The 20,004-nt window shown below is 67.8% G+C and carries 18 protein-coding genes, 1 pseudogene and 1 riboswitch; of the genes and pseudogenes, 13 read left to right on the forward strand and 6 right to left on the reverse strand.

Translation table 11 applies throughout. The annotated features are described in order from the left end of the window. The 3 genes and pseudogenes from TSH20_RS27200 to TSH20_RS27210 form a co-directional block, all read left to right on the forward strand. Positions 1-187: pseudogene (locus tag TSH20_RS27200) on the forward strand (electron transfer flavoprotein subunit beta/FixA family protein); the annotation flags it as partial. Positions 188-354: 167 nt separating this feature from the next. Next, positions 355-1,281: an FAD-binding protein gene (locus TSH20_RS27205; protein ID WP_109157458.1), complete on the forward strand. Its 927-nt coding sequence runs from the start codon at positions 355-357 to the stop codon at positions 1,279-1,281. Positions 1,282-1,391: 110 nt separating this feature from the next. Continuing rightward, positions 1,392-2,282 (forward strand): VOC family protein, encoded by an 891-nt coding sequence (locus tag TSH20_RS27210; protein WP_109157459.1) that lies wholly within the window; start codon positions 1,392-1,394, stop codon positions 2,280-2,282. A 30-nt stretch (positions 2,283-2,312) separates the two neighbouring features. Here TSH20_RS27210 and TSH20_RS27215 read toward each other — a convergent pair whose 3' ends face one another. Next, the gene (locus tag TSH20_RS27215) at positions 2,313-4,802 is read right to left on the reverse strand and encodes an ATP-binding protein (protein ID WP_247871656.1); all 2,490 of its coding nucleotides are present in this window, start codon (positions 4,800-4,802) and stop codon (positions 2,313-2,315) included. Positions 4,803-5,025: 223 nt separating this feature from the next. On the opposite strand from TSH20_RS27215, the gene murJ reads away from it, so the two are divergent. Then, positions 5,026-6,621, forward strand: a complete 1,596-nt coding sequence (gene murJ, locus TSH20_RS27220) for a murein biosynthesis integral membrane protein MurJ (RefSeq protein ID WP_348770457.1) — start codon at positions 5,026-5,028, stop codon at positions 6,619-6,621. A 41-nt stretch (positions 6,622-6,662) separates the two neighbouring features. Here the strand turns inward: murJ and TSH20_RS27225 are convergent, their stop codons facing one another. Then, positions 6,663-7,520 carry an AraC family transcriptional regulator gene (locus TSH20_RS27225; protein ID WP_109157460.1) on the reverse strand — a complete coding sequence of 286 codons (858 nt, stop codon included), beginning with the start codon at positions 7,518-7,520 and terminating at the stop codon, positions 6,663-6,665. A gap of 174 nt (positions 7,521-7,694) precedes the next feature. Beyond that, positions 7,695-7,774: riboswitch (SAM riboswitch) on the forward strand. An 80-nt stretch (positions 7,775-7,854) separates the two neighbouring features. Between TSH20_RS27225 and metZ the strand changes: the two genes are divergently transcribed. Next, positions 7,855-9,063, forward strand: a complete 1,209-nt coding sequence (metZ, locus tag TSH20_RS27230; RefSeq protein WP_109157461.1) for an O-succinylhomoserine sulfhydrylase — start codon at positions 7,855-7,857, stop codon at positions 9,061-9,063. Between the two features lie 84 nt (positions 9,064-9,147). Beyond that, complete coding sequence (locus tag TSH20_RS27235) at positions 9,148-9,663, forward strand: phasin family protein (protein ID WP_109157462.1); 516 nt, start codon at positions 9,148-9,150, stop codon at positions 9,661-9,663. Between the two features lie 4 nt (positions 9,664-9,667). On the opposite strand, the gene TSH20_RS27240 is transcribed toward TSH20_RS27235, so the two are convergent. Then, the gene (locus tag TSH20_RS27240; RefSeq protein ID WP_247871657.1) at positions 9,668-10,645 is read right to left on the reverse strand and encodes a cation diffusion facilitator family transporter; all 978 of its coding nucleotides are present in this window, start codon (positions 10,643-10,645) and stop codon (positions 9,668-9,670) included. A 152-nt stretch (positions 10,646-10,797) separates the two neighbouring features. Here TSH20_RS27240 and TSH20_RS27245 point away from each other — a divergent pair, with 152 nt between their 5' ends. After that, positions 10,798-11,217, forward strand: a complete 420-nt coding sequence (locus TSH20_RS27245) for an OsmC family protein (RefSeq protein WP_109109402.1) — start codon at positions 10,798-10,800, stop codon at positions 11,215-11,217. Positions 11,218-11,346: 129 nt separating this feature from the next. Beyond that, a complete protein-coding gene (locus tag TSH20_RS27250) occupies positions 11,347-13,386 on the forward strand; it encodes a YjbH domain-containing protein (protein WP_247871658.1) in 2,040 nt (679 codons plus the stop codon). A gap of 2 nt (positions 13,387-13,388) precedes the next feature. On the opposite strand, the gene TSH20_RS27255 is transcribed toward TSH20_RS27250, so the two are convergent. Then, positions 13,389-13,787 carry a hypothetical protein gene (locus TSH20_RS27255; protein ID WP_109157465.1) on the reverse strand — a complete coding sequence of 133 codons (399 nt, stop codon included), beginning with the start codon at positions 13,785-13,787 and terminating at the stop codon, positions 13,389-13,391. Between the two features lie 342 nt (positions 13,788-14,129). On the opposite strand from TSH20_RS27255, the gene TSH20_RS27260 reads away from it, so the two are divergent. Next, the gene (locus TSH20_RS27260) at positions 14,130-14,294 is read left to right on the forward strand and encodes a DUF1328 domain-containing protein (RefSeq protein WP_109157471.1); all 165 of its coding nucleotides are present in this window, start codon (positions 14,130-14,132) and stop codon (positions 14,292-14,294) included. A 316-nt stretch (positions 14,295-14,610) separates the two neighbouring features. Here the strand turns inward: TSH20_RS27260 and TSH20_RS35870 are convergent, their stop codons facing one another. Then, positions 14,611-15,426 (reverse strand): sigma-70 family RNA polymerase sigma factor, encoded by an 816-nt coding sequence (locus TSH20_RS35870; protein WP_247871659.1) that lies wholly within the window; start codon positions 15,424-15,426, stop codon positions 14,611-14,613. A gap of 683 nt (positions 15,427-16,109) precedes the next feature. Between TSH20_RS35870 and TSH20_RS27270 the strand changes: the two genes are divergently transcribed. The 4 genes from TSH20_RS27270 to TSH20_RS27285 all read left to right on the forward strand — a co-directional run bounded on the left by TSH20_RS27270 (position 16,110) and on the right by TSH20_RS27285 (position 18,862). Beyond that, a complete protein-coding gene (locus TSH20_RS27270) occupies positions 16,110-17,036 on the forward strand; it encodes a transglycosylase SLT domain-containing protein (RefSeq protein ID WP_247871660.1) in 927 nt (308 codons plus the stop codon). A 201-nt stretch (positions 17,037-17,237) separates the two neighbouring features. Beyond that, positions 17,238-17,573 carry a hypothetical protein gene (locus tag TSH20_RS27275; protein ID WP_109152017.1) on the forward strand — a complete coding sequence of 112 codons (336 nt, stop codon included), beginning with the start codon at positions 17,238-17,240 and terminating at the stop codon, positions 17,571-17,573. Positions 17,574-17,693: 120 nt separating this feature from the next. Further along, positions 17,694-18,005: a hypothetical protein gene (locus TSH20_RS27280; RefSeq protein ID WP_109157472.1), complete on the forward strand. Its 312-nt coding sequence runs from the start codon at positions 17,694-17,696 to the stop codon at positions 18,003-18,005. Further along, a complete protein-coding gene (locus TSH20_RS27285; protein ID WP_109157467.1) occupies positions 18,002-18,862 on the forward strand; it encodes a methyltransferase domain-containing protein in 861 nt (286 codons plus the stop codon). Before TSH20_RS27280 ends, TSH20_RS27285 begins: the two co-directional genes overlap by 4 nt. Positions 18,863-18,897: 35 nt before the next feature. Here the strand turns inward: TSH20_RS27285 and TSH20_RS27290 are convergent. Beyond that, positions 18,898-20,004 (reverse strand): translocation/assembly module TamB domain-containing protein (locus TSH20_RS27290; RefSeq protein ID WP_199232446.1); only part of this gene is annotated, 1,107 nt, incomplete at its 5' end.

Below are 20,004 nucleotides of genomic sequence, written 5' to 3' on the forward strand. Positions count from 1 at the left end.
GCCCAACATCATGAAGGCGAAGAAGAAGCCGCTGGAGACCGTCACGCCGGACGCGCTCGGCGTCGATGTGACGCCGCGCCTGACCACGCTGAAGGTGGCCGAGCCGGCCAAGCGTCAGGCCGGCATCAAGGTGCCGGACGTCGCCACGCTGGTCGACAAGCTGAAGAACGATGCGCGGGTGATCTGAGCGCCGGCTCCGGTGCCCCCACCCTAACCCTCCCCCGCTGGGCGGGGGAGGGAACTGCCGCCGCTCTCCCGCATCAGCACTTTCCCCCTCCCCTGCGAAGCGGGGGAGGGTCGGGGTGGGGGCAAGTGTCCGCACTCGCCACCCCCCGCCCGACAGAGGAATCCGCCATGCCCATCCTGATCCTCGCCGACCACGACAACGCCGGCCTCAAGCCCGCCACCGCCCATGCGGTGACCGCCGCCGCCAAGCTCGGCGGCGACATCCACCTCCTCGTCGCCGGCCGCAACGCCGCCCCGGCCGCCGAGCAGGCCGCCAAGCTGGCCGGCGTCACCAAGGTGCTGCTGGCCGACGATGCCGCCTACGAGCACGCGCTGGCCGAGCCGGTCGCGGCCCTGCTGGTGTCGCTCGCCCCCGGCTACAGCCATGTCCTCGCCGCCGCCACCTCCGTCGGCAAGAACGTGCTGCCGCGCGTCGCCGCCTTGCTCGACGTTGCGATGATCTCCGACATCACCGCCGTGGTCTCTTCGGATACGTTCGAGCGGCCGGTCTATGCAGGCAACGCCATCGCCACCGTGCAGTCGGCCGACCCGGTGAAGGTCGTCACCGTCCGCACCACCGCCTTCGAGGCCGCGGCCGCCACCAACAGCGCCCCGGTCGAGAGCGTCGCCGCCGTGGCCGATCCCGCCCTGTCCAGCTTCGTCTCGGCCGAACTGACCAAGTCGGAGCGCCCGGAGCTGACCGCCGCCCGCATCGTCATCTCCGGCGGGCGTGGCATGCAGTCGGGCGACAACTTCCCGATGCTGGAGGCTCTGGCCGACAAGCTGGGTGCAGCCGTGGGTGCGTCGCGCGCCGCCGTGGACGCGGGGTTCGTGCCGAACGATTATCAGGTCGGTCAGACCGGCAAGATCGTGGCGCCGGAGCTGTACATCGCCGTCGGCATCTCGGGTGCGATCCAGCATCTGGCCGGCATGAAGGACAGCAAGGTCATTGTCGCGATCAACAAGGACGAGGAGGCGCCGATCTTCCAGGTCGCCGATTACGGCCTCGTCGCGGACCTGTTCAAGGCCGTGCCGGAGCTGCAGCAGGCGCTGTGACGATCAGGCCGGGCTTCTCCGGGGAGGGAGGCCCGGCCGCTTCGCGCTTGCCGCGGCGGGCCCGCTGTTCTATCGCTGACGGCACAGCAACCCGATAGCGGCAGGACGCCATGAGCATCGACGGCATCACCGGACTGGACCATCTGGTCATCGCCACCCGCGACCTGGACGCGGCGCGCGACGCCTATACCCGGCTCGGCTTCACCGTGACGCCGCGCGGCCACCACACCCAGCTGAAGTCGGCCAACCACACCATTCTGTTCCCGACCGGCACCTATCTGGAATTGCTGGGTATCGAGGAACAGCGGCCGGCCAACGCCCATTACGCCGCCTTCCTGCGCCAGCGCGAAGGCATCGCCGCCGTCGCGCTGAAGACGCCGGACGCCCGCGCCGCCGTCGGGCCGCTGACCGCCGCCGGCTTCCCGGTGTCGGAACCCGTCGATTTCGGCCGCCCGGTGGAACTGCCCGGCGGCAGCCGCGACGCCAACTTCACCATCACCCAGATCGACCCGGCCGCCACCCCGGCCGGGCGCGTCTTCCTGTGTCAACACCACACGCCCGATCTGGTCTGGCGCTCCGACCAGATGGTGCACGCCAACGGCGCCACCGGGCTGGAAGCACTGGTGATCGCCGCCGCCGATCCCGATGCGGTCGCCGCGACCTATGCCAAGCTGCTGGGCTGCACCGTCACCGACCGCGGTTCAGCCCGCGTGGTGGAGCCTGCCCAGCGCGGCGACGGTCAGGTCCCGGTGCTGGTCGCCACGCCGGACCGGCTGAATTGGGCCTGGACGGCCGACCCGGCCTTTGCCACCGCCGCCCTGCCCTTCTTCGCCGGCTTCGTGCTGCGCGCCGCCGATCCAGTCAAGACCCAGCAGGCTTTGCAGAAGAGCAAATTCCCGACGGTGGTCGGCGAAGGTGTGATGCGGGTCGGGTCGGCCAGCGCCTGCGGCGCCATGATCGCCTTCGCGCAGGATTTCGACCTGAACAGCCTGATCCCCTGACCCTCACGAGCGCCGGATCAGGCCACCGTCTCAGGCGACCGTCTGGCGTTCGCGCAGAAGCGGTTCCAGCGCCTCGGCCACTGCGCGCCGCAGGTCGGAGGCGATCACCGGCTTGTGCATGACGCGGAAATTGCCGGCCTCCGCCTCTTGCGCGCGGGCGGGAGCGGTGTCGCCGGTGACCAGAATGCCGGGCAGGATGCGGCCAAGCGCCAGCCGGACCTCCCGGATCGCCTCGGTCCCGGTACGGCCGTCGCGCAGACGGTAATCGGCGACGATCAGGTCGGGAGCCGGACCGCGATTGGCGAGGTCGAGCGCCTCGCTGCAGGATTCGGCCGCCAGAACGATATAACCCCACTCCTCCAGCATGGCGCGCATCCCTTCGCGCACGATACCGTCATCCTCGATCACCAGAACCGTGGTGGCGAAGGCCGGCAGCGGCGCGAGCGGAGCAGGCACGGTCTTGGCCGACGGCGCGTCGGCGATCGGCAGTTCCACGGTGAAGACCGATCCCTCGCCGGGGGTGGACCGCACCGTGACCTGATGGTCGAGCATCGCCGACAGCCGCCGCACCACCGCCAGACCGAGCCCAAGGCCCCGGTCGCGGTTGCGGCTGGGATTGCCGACCTGCATGAACTCCTGGAAGATGTCCTCCTGCTGGTCGGCGGGGATGCCGATGCCGGTGTCCCACACCTCGATCCGCAGCATGCCGCCCCGACGGCGGCAGCCGATCAGGATGCGCCCCTTATCGGTGTAGCGCAGCGCGTTCTCCACCAGATTCTGCAGGATGCGGCCCAACAGCATCGGATCGCTGCGGACATGGGCGCTGCACGGCACGATGTGCAGGATTAGCCCCTTCTGGACGGCGACGGAGCGGCTGTTGGCGGCCACGCGGTCCATCACCTCCTGCAGCGGAAACACCTCCACCTCCGGCACCACCGCCCCGGCTTCCAGCCGGGAGACGTCGAGCAGCCCGTCCAGCAGCATCTTCAGGGCGCCCAGCGCCCGATCCATGGTGCCCAGGACATTGCGGGTCATGCCGTCGCTGACGCGGGTGGACAGCACCTCCATCAGCAGCATCAGCGACTGCACCGGCTGGCGAAGATCGTGACTGGCCGCCGCCAGGAATTTCGACTTCGCGACGTTCGCAAGGTCGGCCTCCCGCCGGGCTTCCGTCAGCGCCGCCTGCGCCCGCTTGTGTTCGGAGATGTCGCGGACGGTGGCGATCAGGCTGACCAGACGGTTGTCGTGATCTCGCACCGGCGACGCGCTCAACTCCAGGCAGCGCGGCCCCTGCGGGTCCGCCCCGTCCGCGACGAGGCCGGGACGGGTCAGTTCCACCCGCGCGTCCCGGCCGACGACGATGGCGTCACGCAGCGGCTGCAGGGCCGCCCGGTCGTTCGTCGCCCGCTCCAGCGCCGTCAGGGCGCCGCTGCCCATCAGGGCGGAGACCGGCGTGCCCAGCAGTTGTTCCAACGCCGGATTGACATAGACGATGGGCATGCCGGGCTGGGTGGCGTCGGCGATCATGATGCCGTCGTTGCTCCAGGCCAGCGCCCGGTTGCGCACCCGCAACGCCCGGTCGGTGTGGCGGCGCCATTGCAGTTCGACGATGAAGGCGATGACGAACAGCAGGATCACCACGGTGGTGGCGACCGCCCAGCCGATGTATAGGCGGGCATTGTCGCGCCAGGGACCGAACACCGTCTCAACCGATTCGCCGACGACCGCGATCACCGGATAATCGGGAGCCGACCGGAAGGCGGTGATCCGCTCCACCCCGTCGATCGGGCTGGTCATCCGCATGTGGCCGATGGGATGCTGCCTGATCGCCTGCCAAAGCTCGCTGTTGGCTGAATCACGGCTCGATGCCGCGTTCATTCTGGCGCTGCGGGCGACGATGATGCCGTCGGAGCGCAGCAGCGCCGCCGCGCCGTCCGGCGGCAGGCCGAGCACGCGGTAATAGCGGACGAAGGATTCGACCGGAATGTCGGCGACGGCGATCCCGGCAAAGGTACCGTCGGTGTTCTCCAGCCGGCGCGACACCGGGATGATCAGGTCATGCGTTTCCGACGAGGCATAGGGAATGCCGATCACCAGCCCGCGCGGTGCGCTGTCACGCGCGATGCGGAACTCGTCGCGGTCGGTGATGGTCCCCTGGAAGGTTGCCCGTCCCCCGCCCATGGTCAGCAGGCCCGAGGCGTCATAGACGCGGACGCCCACCACCAGCCCCTCTTCGAAGGCGCGGCGGGAATCCAGGCGCATGGCGCGGTTGCGCTCGGTGTTGGCGATCAGGTCCAGCAGCAGGTCGTCGACCCGGCGGAAGGTGGAAACCGCATGCTCCTCCACCAGACGGGCGACGACTGCGGTCTTCTCATGGGCCGTCTGGTCGAGCAGCCGCTCTTCCCGATGCAGACGGTCGAGCAGAATCCACCACAGGGCGGCGATGGCCAGCGCAACCGCCAGAGCGGGCAGGACCAGCCGCCCGCCGAAACCGGAAAAAAGCCAGAGCGCCCGCTTCACGTATACCCCGAACGCAGTGGATCGTCCGCCGGCCGCGTCCTTCGGTGTGAAAGCGGACGCAGGCAGGCGGACGCAAGCATGCCGCAATGAAGATGCCGACGCAACGCCATTACCGGCAAGGTGGCAGCGGCGGACAGTTGCTCCACCCAAGCAGACCAGCGCCATCACCACCACCAACGGCACCGCATCCACTGCGCCGAAAAGCCGGCTTTGCCGCGCTTCCATGGCCGGCTATACCGCCGCGATGAATTTCGCACGCGCCATCGCCACAGTCGGCGGCCTGACCCTGCTGAGCCGGCTGGCCGGCTTCGCACGCGACATCCTGACGGCGGCCGTGCTGGGTGCCGGGCCGGTCGCCGACGCCTTCTTCGTCGCGCTGAAGCTGCCCAACCTGTTCCGCCGGCTGTTCGCGGAAGGCGCCTTCGGCGTCGCCTTCGTTCCGCTCTTCGCCGCCGAATTGCAGACCCGCGGCCGTGCCGCCGCCATCCGCTTCGCGGAAGAGGCGCTGGCGATGCTGCTGGCGATGCTGCTGCCCTTCACGCTGGCCGCCATCGTCGCCATGCCCTGGCTGATGCACGGTCTCGCCCCCGGCTTTTCGGACGAGCCGGCCAAGTTCGCCTTGGCGGTGGACATGGCGCGGCTGACCTTTCCCTATCTGGCGCTGATCTCGCTGGTGGCGCTGCTGGGCGGGGTGCTGAACGCGCTCGACCGCTTCGGCCCCTTCGCCGCGGCTCCCATCGCCTTCAACCTGACTCTGGTCGCCGCCCTGCTGATCGCCCCGCGGCTGGGGCTGGAGGCCGGCACCGCCATGGCGGCGGCGGTCACGCTGTCGGGAGCCGTTCAGGTCGCGTGGATGGCCTGGGCCTGCGGCAAGGCGGGCGTCGCCCTGCGTCTGCGTCCGCCGCGCATGACGGAGGGAATGCGGCGGCTGTTCCGGCTGATCGGGCCCGGCGCGATCGGGGCCGGCGTCATGCAGATCAACCTGTTCCTGAACATCGTGCTGGCCTCGCTGCTGCCGTCGGGCGCGGTGTCCTTCCTTTATTATGCCGACCGGCTGAACCAGATGCCGCTGGGCATCATCGGCATCGCCATCGGCACCGCCCTTCTGCCGGTTCTGGCCCGTCATGTCGCCGCCGGGGACGAGCGGCTGGTCCGCCATTACCTGAGCCGCGCGCTGGAGTTCAGCCTGCTGCTCGGCCTGCCGGCGGCGGTCGCCCTGGGCGTGGCGGGAGCGCCCATCGTCTCCGTCCTGTTCCAGCGCGGCGCCTTCGGTCCGGAGGAGGCGCAGGCCACGGCGATGGCGCTCGCCGCCTATGCCGTCGGTATCCCAGCCTATGTGATCGTGAAGTCGCTGAACGCCGCCTTTTTTGCCCGCCACGACACGGTGACGCCGGTACGGGTCACCGTCGTCGTGACGGTGGCGACCGCCCTGCTGGCGCTGCTGCTGATGCCCTGGCTGGGCCATGTCGGAATCGCGCTCACCACCGGTTTGACGGCATGGCTGGATGTCGGGCTGCTGGTCGCGGCGATGCGCCGGCGCGGCCTGTTCGACCTGGATGACCGGCTGAAACGCCGCGCGCCGCGCATCGCCGTGGCGGCGGCCGGCATGGGGGTGGCCCTTCTGGTGGGCGAGCGTGCGCTTGCACCCTGGCTCGCCGCATCCTCCACCGCGGTGAGGTTCCTGGCGCTCGCCTTGCTGGTGTCCGGCGGAGCCACGGCCTTCGGAGCGCTGGCGACGCTGCTGGGCGGGGCAAGTCTGGGAGACGTGAAGGGGATGCTGTCGAAAAAGCCGCAACCAAGCAAAGAGCAGGTCGGCTGAACCGGCGGACAACGGAAGCGGCGCCACTTCCGTGCCGTGCCTTACTTGATCGGCAAATAGACGTCGGTCAGCAGATCATGCTCCGGCGTCTCGCCAATGAAGTTCAGATAGTGGAAGTACACCGGGAAATCGCGAAGCTCTTCGCCGCTTTCCGGAAGCCATCGGCCATAGAGAAACCGCACGACCTCCCCGATCTGCTCGTGCGCTCCCCGGTGCCTGACCACGGCGCATCGACCGCCGGGAATGAGCTTCTTCACCACCCCTTGGGGATTGTCCGGCACCTCGCCGTCGATCTCCCCGCAGATGTCGAACCGGAAATCGGCCGGTTCGGTGGTTTCCGGGTTGTCGAAGGCGACGCCGAAGGTCCGGCACCGTTCCCGCGGTGACAGCCCGCTGGCCTTGCGCCAGTCGATGAAGATGCGAACGGAGTCATTCACGCCTTCGATCGGTCCTCGATGACAGTAGGCCGCCACCTGGACAGGCGCGACTTCGACGATGGAGACATCCATGGTCCTGATCCTTCTTCTTTTGATGTGACGATAGCGGTCGTGCCACTGCCGCCATTCCGGAGTTTTCCTGAACTCCGACGGGGTTTGGCCGAACGCAGTCTTGAAGGCGCGGGAGAAGGATTCCGGCGTTTCGAAACCGGCGTCCAAAGCGATGTCGATGACCTTGTCGGCCGGATAGAAGGCCAGCCGGAACGACGCCCGCTTCAACCGTGCCAGCTGGATGTATTTCCCGACGCTGACATCGAAATGAGCAGAGAAAAGACGATGAAAGTGGAACTTCGAGAGACAGGCGACATCGCTCAGCCTGTCGAGCGACAGGTCGCCTTCCAGATTCTGATCGATGTAGTCGAACAGCCGGGAAAATCTCTCGTCATACTCTTGCCTGCTCATCGTCGATCCGGCCTACACGGTTGATGGAGGGAACCATAAGCCGGGGGTCCGGCAGCCGTCCTGACACATCTTGCTGAATATCGACCGCGATTTCGGATCGGCGGACCGGACGCATTTCGGAAAAAGGGATGGCGGCGCTACCCCCCTTGACGGCGGTCATACGCAGTCGTACAAGCGAACCCACGTGGTGATTTGGTCGACCGGCTTGCGGGCCACGTAAAACAACCCGCTAAAAAGGTCCGAGCCGCGTCCGCGCCTCGACCCGATCGGTCGGGGCGTTTTCTGTTTGCGGCCGGCCTCGCCCCACCGGCGTCATTCAGGGGAGAGTTGCGGAATGTCGCGCACCGATCATCGCAATCCGAATGTCGCGGGGCTGCGCCCGCGGTCCAAGCTGGTCCATGGCGGCATCCGCCGCTCGCAGTTCGACGAGACCTGCGAGGCGCTGTACCAGACCTCCGGCTTCGTTTACGGCTCGGCCGAGGAGGCGGAGAACGCCTTCGCCAACGACGGCACGCGCCATGTCTACTCGCGCTTCCGCAACCCGACCTCGGCGATGTTCGAGGACCGGCTGGCCGAATATGAGGGCGCCGAATGGGCCTATGCCACAGCCAGCGGCATGGCGGCGGTGCATGGCGCGCTGATGAGCGGCCTGCGCGCCGGCGACCGGGTGGTGGCGCCGCGGGCGCTCTTCATCTCCTGCTATTGGATCCTGAAGGAACTGTGTGGCCGCTACGGCATCGAGACGGTGTTCGTCGACGGCACCAACCTGACGGAGTGGGAAGAGGCGCTGTCCAAGCCGACCAAGGCGGTCTTCCTCGAAACCCCGTCGAACCCCGGGTTGGAGGTCGTCGATCTTCAGGCGGTCTGCGACCTCGCCCACAAGGCGGGTGCCGTGGTCGTCGTCGACAACGCCTTCGCGACGCCCGTCCTGCAGCGCCCGTTCGACTTCGGCGCCGACGTCATCATCTATTCGGCGACCAAGCACATCGATGGTCAGGGCCGCTGCCTGGGCGGCGTCATCCTGGCAAAGGACAAGAAATACGCCTCCGAGGTTATCCATCCCTTCCTGCGCAACACCGGCCCGACCATCTCCCCCTTCAATTCCTGGCTGCTGCTGAAGGGCATGGAGACGCTGGAACTGCGCGTGCAGGCCCAGTCGGCGGCCGGGCTGCAGGTCGCCGAGTTCCTGGAAAGCCACCCGAAGGTCGCCCAGGTGCTGTACCCGCTGCTGCCCAGCCATCCGCAATATGATCTGGTGCGCAAGCAGATGACCGGCGGCGGCAACATGCTGTCGGTCTTCCTGAAGGGCGGCAAGACCGAGGCGTTCAACACGCTGAACGGCCTGCGCATGGTGATGATCTCCAACAATCTCGGCGATTCGAAGAGCCTCATCACCCACCCCGCCACCACCACCCATTCCAAGCTGACGGACGAGGAAAAGGTCGCGGCGCGGATCGAACCCGGCCTGCTGCGCCTGTCCGTTGGTCTTGAGGATCCTCAGGACATCATCGAAGATCTCGACCGCGCGCTCGCCGAGGCGTAAAGATCGTCCCGGAACCTATGCTGCAGTGCAGCGTTGATGCTGCAGCCAGGTTCCGACAACGATTTTTTGAGAGGGGCGACGCCCATGTCATCACAGAACGCCGGCAACGGCCATCCCACCGACAGGCTTCTGGCGGTGGCGGGCCAGCTTACCAAGACCGGCCTTCGCAGCAGCGAAATGGGCGTCGCGGCGGCGCAGACCATCGGCTATCGCACCGCGATGATGACGGCGGCGCTGTCGAATCCCATCGACTTCGCCAACCCGGAATTCATCCGCATGGGGTCGGAGAAGGTGGAGGCGGCCGTCGAAGCCTTTCATGCGGTGGCCACCGGCATCGGCGAGTTCGGGCAGGCCTGGATCACCATGATCACCAAGCAGACGCAGGCGGCGGCGGCCACCATCGGCGGACTTGCCACCTGCAAGAACCCGGTGGAGATCGTCGACGTGCAGCAGCGCCTGCTGGCCGACGCGGTCGATGCCGGCATCCACGCCAACCTGCGCCTGATCGAGGCGACGGCGGCGCTGGCGGCTGCCAGCATGAACCCCGCCTACCGCAAGGTGCGCGCCAACGCCCGCCGCCTCGCCCGCGAGCAGGTCTAAGGGCTCAGACCACCTCCGCTGGGGCAAGGCGGCAGCAACTGCCGTCATGCTCCACCTGGATGGTGGCATGGCCGATGCCGAAGCGCTCCTTCAGCACCGTCGAGATCTCCAGCAGAAGGGCGTCGTCCTGCCCCATGCCGGGGCGGACGAGATGGGCAGTCAGGGCGGTTTCCGTCGTGCTGATCGGCCAGATGTGCAGGTCGTGCACGGCGACGACGCCGGGCAGCCCGGCCAGATAGCGCTCGACCCCTGCCCGGTCGATGCCGTCGGGCACGGCGTCCATCGCCAGCCGCACCGAATCGCGCAGCAGACCCCAGGTGCCGGCGATGATGACCACGGCAATGACGATGCTGGTCACCGGGTCCAGCCACAGCCAGCCGGTGAAGCGGATCGCCAGCGCTGCCAGCACGACGCCCAGGGACACCGCCGCATCGGCCGCCATGTGAAGATAGGCGCCGCGCAGGTTGATGTCCTGCTTCTGTCCGCCCATGAACAGCCACGCGGTCCAGGCGTTGATGACGATGCCGATCACCGCCACCACCATCACCGTGGTTTCCCCCACCGGCTCCGGATCGGCGATACGGTTGGCCGCCTCCAGCAGGATGGCGCCGACGGCGATCAGCAGGATCATCGCGTTCAGCAGCGACGCCAGGATCGACGCATTGCCGAAGCCGTAGGTGTAGCGCCCCTGCGGAATCCGCCGGCCCAGCCAGACCGCTCCCCAAGCCAGCAGCAACCCCATCACGTCGCTGAGATTATGCCCGGCATCAGCCAGCAGCGCCGTGGAATTGGCGAGCAGCCCATAGACCGCCTCCACGACCACGAAGCCGATGTTCAGCAATGCCCCCAGCGCGAAGGACCGGTCGTAGCGCGCCGGCCCGTGATGGTGACGGTCGCCGTGGTCGTGCCTGGCATGGCTGTGACCCACTTCGGAAGAGCCGCCATGGGAATGGTCGTGCGGCATGGTGAAGGGCCTCGTCATCGCAATATGCGTCGCTGCACCGTCGACTTTGGGCGAGCGGGCGCCGCCGGACAAGCCCGGTGATGGAAGCGCTGCGCCCCCTTGCGCCGCCCCGCCGCCGCGCCTAGCTTCGCGCGGACACTCACGATCAACAGTGAACGAAGGAAATGGTCATGAAGGCGCGCGTCACTTGGGTGGACGGCAAGATGTTCGTCGGCGAATCCGGCAGCGGCCATGCCGTGGTGATGGACGGCGCCCCGGAATCCGGCGGCCGCAATGCCGGCATCCGCCCGATGGAAATGCTGCTGATCGGCATGGGCGGTTGCACCTGCTTCGACGTGGTGATGATCCTGGAAAAGGGCCGCCAGCAGATCACCGACTGCGTCGCCGCCATCGAGGCCGAGCGGGCGGACACCGATCCGAAGGTCTTCACCAAGATCCACGTCCATTTCACCGTGACCGGCCGCAAGCTGGATCCCGCCAAGGTGGAGCGCGCCATCGCCCTGTCGGCGGAGAAATATTGCTCCGCCTCGATCATGCTGGGCCAGACCGCCACCATCACCCATGACTTCGAGGTGGTCGAGGCGCCGTAACGGCGACGGCCTCCCGCGTCTTTTCAGTTGCATTCATACGCATGACTCGCGAAGGATCGGATCGTATCTCCGAACCTTCGCGATCAGCGCGTGCGCCTCACTGCCTTTATTGTTCTTCTTGCGGCACCCGTGGTCCTGGCCCCCGCCCTGGCTGATGAGGTGCAATACAGCCTGTCCGACTGGGGCGGGATCGGGCTGTTGCAGATGCCGAATGCCCGCATGGCGCCAGACGGTTCGATGAGCGGCGGGTTGACCGCGCTTGGCGACCTGCACCGCCACTACACCATATCCGCCCAGCCGATGCCCTGGCTGGAGGTCACCGCGCGCAACAGCGCCTATCCCGGCTATTACGGCCTCACCGAACCCGGCCTCGATCTGAAACTCCGGTTGCGGAGGGAGGATGAGCGCGGGCCGGCCCTGGTGATCGGCGGGCGCGACGTCACCGGGTCGGGGCTGGATCTTCCTGGCAAGGGCCGCTTCGCCGGCGAATACATCGCCCTGTCGCGGCGGTGGTGGGACTTGGACCTGATGCTCGGCATGGGATGGGGAACGTTGGGAGAGGCCGGGCACCTGCGCAACCCGCTGCGTTTCCTGGGCGGCCGTTTCCGCCGCGACCGCGACCCGTCGGCATGGCCAACAACCCGAGGCCCCAAGGCGTGGTTCAGCGGCGAGCGGGTGGCCCTGTTCGGCGGCGTAGAGTGGCACACGCCGGTCGATGGGCTGAGCCTGAAGCTCGAATCCTCCGGCGACCGCTTCCGTGCCCAACGGCAGGACGAGCCGGGCTTCGATCCCGGCAGCCGCTACAGCCTGGGCCTGTCCTGGCGCCCGGCGTCCTGGGCCGATTTGGGCGCGGCCTACGAGCAGGGTAGACGCCTGATGCTGCGGCTGTCGGTCCGCTTCGACCCGGCGGTGGATGCCGACCGCCCCAACCGCCCTCCCCCCGGCGTCGGGCCCCGCCCGTCCGCCGGCTCCGCCCTGTCTGCCGATGCCATCGCCCTGGTGGCGCGCAGCCGCGGCCTGCCGGTCCGCGCCGCCCAAATCGAGGGAGAGGTCGCGACCCTGTGGCTCGATCCGGCCGGGAGCGGTCGGATGCCGCTGGCGCGCGAGGTCGGCGATGCCGCCCGCCTGCTGGCCGATCTCGCCCCGCCGCAGGTCGAGCGGTTGCGCATCGTCACCGGCGCCGGCGGCCTGGACACGGCGAGCGTTACCCTGCTGCGCCGCGACCTGGAACGGGCCGCCGATCACCGCGGCAGTGCCGAGGAGATCTGGCGGACGACGCAACTTGCCGCAACGGCGGACCCGCCACCGGGCTGGCGCCCGCGGCTCGACCTGTCCACCCGCCTCGTCGCCAGCTTCGATCTGGCCGAGTTGGGGACCGCGGTGGCCCAGCGCACCCACACCGACGTGGTGCTGCGGGCGGAGCCTCTGCGCGGGCTGGTTCTGGGTGCCGGACTGCGCGTCAATGCGGCGAGCGATCTGCAACTGCTGGACACCAACGCCGTGCCGGCGGCGCAGCCGGTGCGCAGCGACCTGCCACGCTATGCCGACCGCCCGCTCGCGCTCGACCATGCCTATGCGGCGTGGCTTGCCAAGCCGGCGGAGGGGCTGACGACGCGGCTGTCCGGCGGTCATCTGGAGGAGATGTATGCCGGCGTCGGTGCGGAGGCGCTGTTCCAGCCGCTCGCTGCCCGATGGGCATTCGGCCTCGACCTCAATCAGGTCTGGAAGCGCCGGCCGGAGAGCGTCCTCGCCATCGACCACGGCGACGCCCGCGGCACCGGCCACGCCAGCTTCTATTGGGAAGCCCCCGGTGCCGGCACGACCACTGCGCTGCGGCTCGGGCGCTATCTCGGTGGCGATTGGGGTGGAACGGTGGAGGTGATGCGCCGCTTCGACGGCGGCATCGGCCTGACCGCCCATGCCACCTGGACCGAGGGACCGGACGGCGCCCAGAGCCGTTTCGGCGGGCGGATGGACTGGGGGATGGCGCTGGTGGTGCCGATCGCCGCGTCAGGATGGCTGCCGGTCGGCGGCACGGTGGAAACGGCGGTCCGCACGCTGGGACGCGACGCCGGGCAGCGCCTGCAGCAACCGCTGCCGCTCTACGATCTCCGCGTGCCGGGAGGCGTCGGCCGCCTCACCGGCACATGGTCGCATCTGCTGGACTGACGTCAGCGGGCCGGCTTGGTTGCCGGGGTCGGCGCGCGCGTCGTCGAAGGATTGCGCGGGTCGAGGACCACGGTCGTCCACTCCCCTTGCGGGGTCATGGCATTGGCGACGTAACGGTCACCCTCCTTGCGGAAATCGCGCACCGACACATAGCCGGCGGCGCTGAGCTGGTTCAGCAGCGTCGTCTGTTGCAGTTCGATCGGCTTCTGCCCCCGACCACGGCGCCCGGCCAGATCGGACGAGGATTCGCCGGCGGAACCCGTCAGTCCGGAGACATCGCCACCGGTGCTCCCGGAATAGGCGCCGGAATAGCTTTTTTGCAGGTAAGTCTGCTGCGCCATCGCCGCCGGCGCCATTGCGAGCGAAGCGGCCATCGCCGCCAGGATCAATCCGGTCTTCATAGGATCCTCCCGTGTTGTCGTCCCCCATTGGCCGGCGACTGCCGGGCCTGATGATCCGGAAACGCGCCGGAAGCCCCATTGTTGCATAAATGCCAGTCCGCACCAGCCTTGCGGCGCCCAGATACCCCGGCCAATCAGGAAGCGGGAACATTGGACCGACGACAGTGTTCTGGTCTTCGAATGCCGCCGCACCGGCTGTGCTTACCGTCACCTTGGCCCGACTTGCCTTACAAGCAAAGGCCATGTGACAAAGCCGACGGGACGGCGGGTGCTGCCACGACTTGTCTCATGCGTGACGCCGGCAGTCCTTGGCGACTATTCGGCCGAACGAGGGAGGGTATGATGCTCTATTGGGCTCTCGTTTTCTTCGTCATCGCGCTGATCGCCGGCGCGCTCGGGTTCGGTGGGATCGCGTCGGCCAGCTCCGGCGTCGCGCAGATCCTGTTCTTCCTGTTCCTGATCCTGTTCGCCATCAGCCTGATCATGGGTCTGGTCCGGCGACGGTAGGCCGGCCGATGGTCCAATCCGCCCAACCGGGCGATCCGCTTTTCCGGCAGGACGGAACCAACGGCGGACCGCCCGGTTGATCGCGGTATCTCCTGACGCTGCAACACTCTCTCCTCCTGAGGTGACGTCAGGGCCGGCGAGCCCAGGCGGCGCTTCGATTGTCCCCGCCTCCGGCGGCGTCCCAAGCGGGCGCCGCCGTTCTTTTTTCCGTCATTACGGATGAAAGAGGCGGGCATATGAAAACGGGGCACCCGGCAACCGGGTACCCCGCGAAATCCATCCTGTCCTCAATGCCCGCCCGCTCAAGCGTCCGTGTTCAGGCGTCCGCGTCGTCCGATGGGCTCTCGCCCTCCATCAGCAGTCGCAGGGCGCGACGACCGCGCGACAGGCGCGATTTCACGGTTCCGATGGAGATGCCGAGGATGTCGGCCGCCTCGTTGTAGGAAATGCCCTCCAGACCGATCAGCAGAACGACCTCGCGCTGTTCGTTGGGGAGCAGGGCCAGCGCCCGGCGCAGGTCACGCAGTTCCATCCGCACGAACTGCGAGCCGGGGGCGGCTCCGATCGCGGCCTGCGCCTCGGCGTCGATGTCGACCACCGGCTGGCGGCGGCGTACGCCGTTGATGTGAAGGTTGCGCAGGATGGTGAACAGCCAGGCGCGGAGATTGGTGCCGGGCCGCCACAGATGCAGGCGCGACAGCGCCCGTTCAAGGCATTCCTGAACCAGATCGTCGGCCAGCGTCGCATCCCGAACCATGGCGCGGGCGAACCGGCGCAGCCGTGGGATTTCCTCCTCGATCTGGCGGATCACCGCCGGATCGGGCGGTGCGTTGGGGTCGGGGCGGAACTCGTCCTGGGCATCCCCCTGAACGGCCACGATGCCGGCATCGGCCACGACCGTATCGGCTTCGCCGGCCTCGGTGCCGGCTTCGGCCCGCTTGGCCTCCGTATGGGCCTCCGCATGGGCAGTCAAATGGGTCTCCATCCCGGCATCGGCGTTTTCCTGGTCTGTGTACGTCGGCAGGCCGTCCGAACGGGTCCGGCCAACGGCCTCGGCGCCGAACGGCATCGGATCGGCCAGGGCCGGGCCGCGCAGTCGCTGGCTCAAGGTTGTCGCGACGTGGTTCGCCATCGGTGAAACGATGCCTCCTTCAATGCCGTTCGCCGCGGCGACGCCGACCGCTTTCTCGACTGCGGGCGACAATGCCGGGGCCTCCGGCGCGAAGGCCCCGGACGCGGAAATCTCCAAGAGGAAAATCTCCATCGTCCGGGGCCATCGAATTTGCAGCCGATTATCTGGCCCGATCCGTACGTAATGAGCGCACAAACGAGCTGCCAGTTGGGAAAAAGGCTAATGGGTCATACAATAGGGCCGGTTAACCCCTAGAGTACCCCGTGTATCCCACACCAATCACCGTTCGGGCATTGGCGCAACATCTGGTCTTTCGTTATTTCTCCAACTCGATTGGAGGACGCATGACCAACGTGAAAAGAAAAAGACCGACCGACATTCGTCGATCGGTCTATGCATTTTTTATTGGCAGCGCCACATCAAGCACTTACGGCGATGTATTTTCCGGCAGCCGGCCTTCCGTTTCGGCTTACGCCGTCACGCCTGGCACCCGGCCAGACGGATACAGCGGCGTCCTCCCCGAGAGTTCTGCTTTCGACCTTTCGGTGGTCTCCGAAAGCTTGAAGAAAATCATACAGGGGGGTCCTGTGGAAGGCCACACGAACCTTTGCGGTACACCGTCCGCGTCGCGTATTTCCGCAACCTCACGGCGCATCGGCAGGCGTGGAACCCGCCCGGCACGAATGGCTGCGCTGTCTGCGGCAGTTCTCCTGCCTGCCCTGCTGGCGGCAGCGCCCGCGAATGCCGGCATCGCCGAAAAGACCGTCGCCGCGCTGGAGGCCCTGGCCAGCAAGGGCAGCGCCCGCGCCCAATACGAACTGGCGCAGCATTACGACCGCGCCGACGGGGTGAAGGCCGACTCCCGGCTCGCCTTATCCCTTTATTGCCGTGCAGCCCGTCAGGACTTTGCCGACGCGGCGTTGATGGCCGGCCGGATGCATATGGCCGGGGCGGGCGGCGTATCCAAGGACGCCGATCTCGGCCGTGCCTGGCTGCGCAAGGCCGCGTCCCTCGGAAACGAACAGGCGGAGCGGCTGGTCGGCACTGTCAGCGCCAAGGTGAAGACGCCCGACCGTTGCGAGCCGCCCAACCTGCGCTGGGGCATCATCCGCAAGCCGCCGGCCGAAATCCGCGCCATGGTGCAGAAGATGGCGCCGACCTACGGCCTCGATCCCGATCTGGTGCTGGCGGTCATCGCGGTCGAGTCCGGCTACCGCGTCGACGTCGTGTCGAACAAGAACGCCCAGGGTCTGATGCAGCTGATCCCGGAAACCGCCGAACGCTTCGGCGTCTCCGACCCCTTCAACGCCGAACAGAATCTGCGCGGCGGCATGAAGTATCTGCGCTGGCTGCTGGCCTATTTCGACGGCAACGTCGCCTATGCGCTGGCGGGCTACAATGCCGGCGAGGGGGCGGTCCTGCAGTACAAGGGCATCCCGCCCTACCGGGAGACGAAGGATTACGTGACGAAAATCCGCAGCATCTACGCGCAGACCTTTCACCCCTTCAACCGTGGCGTCGTCCAGTCGGCCGGCCTCGTCAGCAGCGCGCGAGAGGAAGTCGCCGAACTGTCGCTTTCGACCAGAACGCGCAGCGGCGGAAAACGCTGAGAACGTGAGATTGCGACTCGGAAAAATGCGACTCGAACGACTCGGGAGTGGCTTGGTTAACACTTTGGTTATAAAATGACGATTACCCTCGGGGCACGACGGATTTCGCAAGCGCTGGCGCCCATGGGGACGCCATCCCGCGTCACCCGCCAGCGTCTCACCTGCAACGTTTCATCCGAACGTTTCCCGAGGACCTGCCCGATGCCCATGGCCGCCGACGTCGACACCATCGAACGCACCTCCATCGTCGCCTACACGCTGCTGAACGAGCTTCATGAAGTCCTGGCCCTGCCCAAGGCTCCGGACGACGTCACGCTGGGCATCCTGATGGGCATGGCCATGTTCCTCGACGACAAGGTCGGCCCGATGCGCGCCAAGCGCCTGATGAGCGAGGCGCCGACCATCGTGCTGAAGACGGACGCCCACGTCACCACCGACCAGACCCAGCGCATCATGCCGGTCCTGCGCGCCTTCGGCGATCACCTGAAGGAACTGCGCATGAAGGCGGAGCGTCCGGTCAGCGGGTCCGTCGGCTGACGACACCCGCTGATTTTTAAGTTTTGCGGACCCGGCGCCGACCATGGCGCCGGGTCCGTTGTGTTGGCAAACTGTCAGGCTGCTTGACCGAACGGTGAAATGGGCCGAAGCTTCCGGCCCATGGACTGGTTCACCGGGATCAGCATCGTCGCCATCATGGCCGGCGTGACCGTCAGCACCGTCGTGCTGGTGGCCGTCGGATCGATCCGCCGCAGCCTGAACGAGGCCGCGGCCCGCCAGTCCCAGCAAATCCGCAAGCTGACGGAGACGGTGGCGACCCTGTCCCAGCAGCAGCAGGCGGCGCAGACCCGCATCCAGCAACTGACCGACGCCAACCGCAAGCTGTCCGACGAGTTGTCGGCGCTGGGCGAACGGCTGAACGACGCCGACACGGTCCAGCGCGTGGCCGGCACGGCGAGGCTTCTCCATTGACCGCGACCACCTTACCCGACACCCCCGCTCCCGATGCTGGCCATCCCGATGCCGTCAGAGAGCGTGACCGCTGGGCCGCCAGCGCCGACGCCTGGGACCGCTGGGCCGATCCGATGGCCGATCTGGCCGACAAGCTGAACCGCCCGCTTCTGGATGCCGCCGGTCTGACGGAGGGTCACCGGCTGCTCGACCTCGCATCGGGCGCGGGCGAGCCGGCGCTGAGCGCCGCGCGCCGGGCCGGACCGGACGGGCTGGTGGTGGGCAGCGATCTCGTCCCCGGCATGATGGCGGGCGCAGTCCGCCGTGCCCGCAGCGTCAAGGGACCGGCGCCCGCCTTCACCGCCGCCGACATGACCGCCCTGCCCTTCGCCGACGCCGCCTTCGACGGGGTGACCTGCCGGTTCGGCATCATGTTCGTGCCGGACGTGGACTCCGCCCTGCGCGAGGTGCGGCGCGTCCTGCGCCCCGGCGGCAAGGCGGCCTTCATGGTGTGGGGACCGCGGGCCGGCAACGGGCTGTTCGCGGAGATCGGCGACGTGGTCGCAGACCATCTCGGCGAGGACGGCAGCCTCGACCCGCTGTTCCGTTTCGCCAAGCCGGGATTGCTGTCCGAAGTGATGCGGGCCGCCGGCTTTGCCGAAACCTCGGAGACCGAGTTGACCCCGGTGCGCAAGGCCCCCGCCGGCCAGCCCTTCTGGCGCGCCGCGCTGGACATGAGCTTCGGCCACCGGCTGGGCCGATTGAGCGCGGAACGGCGCAAGGCGCTGGAGCAGGACATCGCCAGGCGGTTCGATGCCCAGGCGGTGGACGGCATCGTGCCGGTGCCATCGCACGCGCGGATCGTCGTGGGACGTTGAGGTCAGGTGGGGGCGTCGTCAGCCGACAGCCCCTCTCAATAATCCTTCTCGTAGATCACCCCGAACTTGGTCTCCGAATTGGCTCCGACCGCGGCGGTGCCCTTCAGGTTCTTGGTGATGTCGATCTCGACCTTGGCCCGGCTCTGGTTGGCGCCGATGCCCTGTTCGACGCCGACATAGACGCGGTCGCTGACGTAGCGGCCGGCCTGAACGGCGCCGCCCTTGCCGTTCTCGCCCTGGGTGAAGTCCAGCCGGTCGACGCCCAGGCCGCGGCGCACCTTGTCCAGGATGCCGCCGCCACCGCCGCCGATCCCCGCCAGCGACGCCGCCGACTGGGCCAGCTGAACCGCTTCCGCGGCGCTCAGGTCGCCGACCGACTTGCCGAACAGCACGCCGGCCAGCACCTCGTCCTGCGGAAGTCCCTGCGGAGAGGTCAGCTCGATCTTCGGCTGGCGGGCGGTGCCGCTGACCACGACGTCGGCGGTGATGCCGTTGGCCGTCGCCTCGGCCAGCAGATCCAGCCGGGGGTCGATCGGCTGTGTGCCGTCGAAATCGAAGATGCCGCGCTTGAACTCGAAGTTCTTGGCCAGCAGGTCCAGGCTGCCTTTCAGGATGGTGAAGCGGCCGGTCACCTCCGGCGCGGCGGCGGTGCCGCCCACACGCAGGTTGCCGCCCAACTCAGCATTCAGCCCGCGACCGCGCACGAAGATCTGATTCGGCGCATTCACCGTCATGTCCAGCGCCAGCACGAAGGGCGAAGCTGCCGGAGGCGCCTCCTGCGGAGCCGGCACCCGGCGCGTGCCGCCGGCGGTGGACACCTGGGTCGTCCCGCGGGCGCGACGGCCCTTGCCGACCTCCGTCACCTTCAGATCGACGACATTGGCGGGCATGCGGTCGGGAACCTGGATTTCGGCGCGGCGGATATCCACCGGCCCGGCCAGCCGGGCGTTGGCGAAGCCGCCGGTCAGGGTCAGATTCGCCCCGATCTCCGCCGTCACCAGATCGATCTCCAGCAGCCGGGCATTGTCGGCCTGCAGCCTGATGTCCAACTGCTGGTCGGCGGCGGCACCCGGACGGATGACGCCATTGGCGGTGATCGCCCCGCCGTTGCGGGTCCGGCCGCGGAAGCTCTGGATGGTGAA

The organism is Azospirillum sp. TSH20 (assembly GCF_003115935.1).
GTDB lineage: Bacteria > Pseudomonadota > Alphaproteobacteria > Azospirillales > Azospirillaceae > Azospirillum.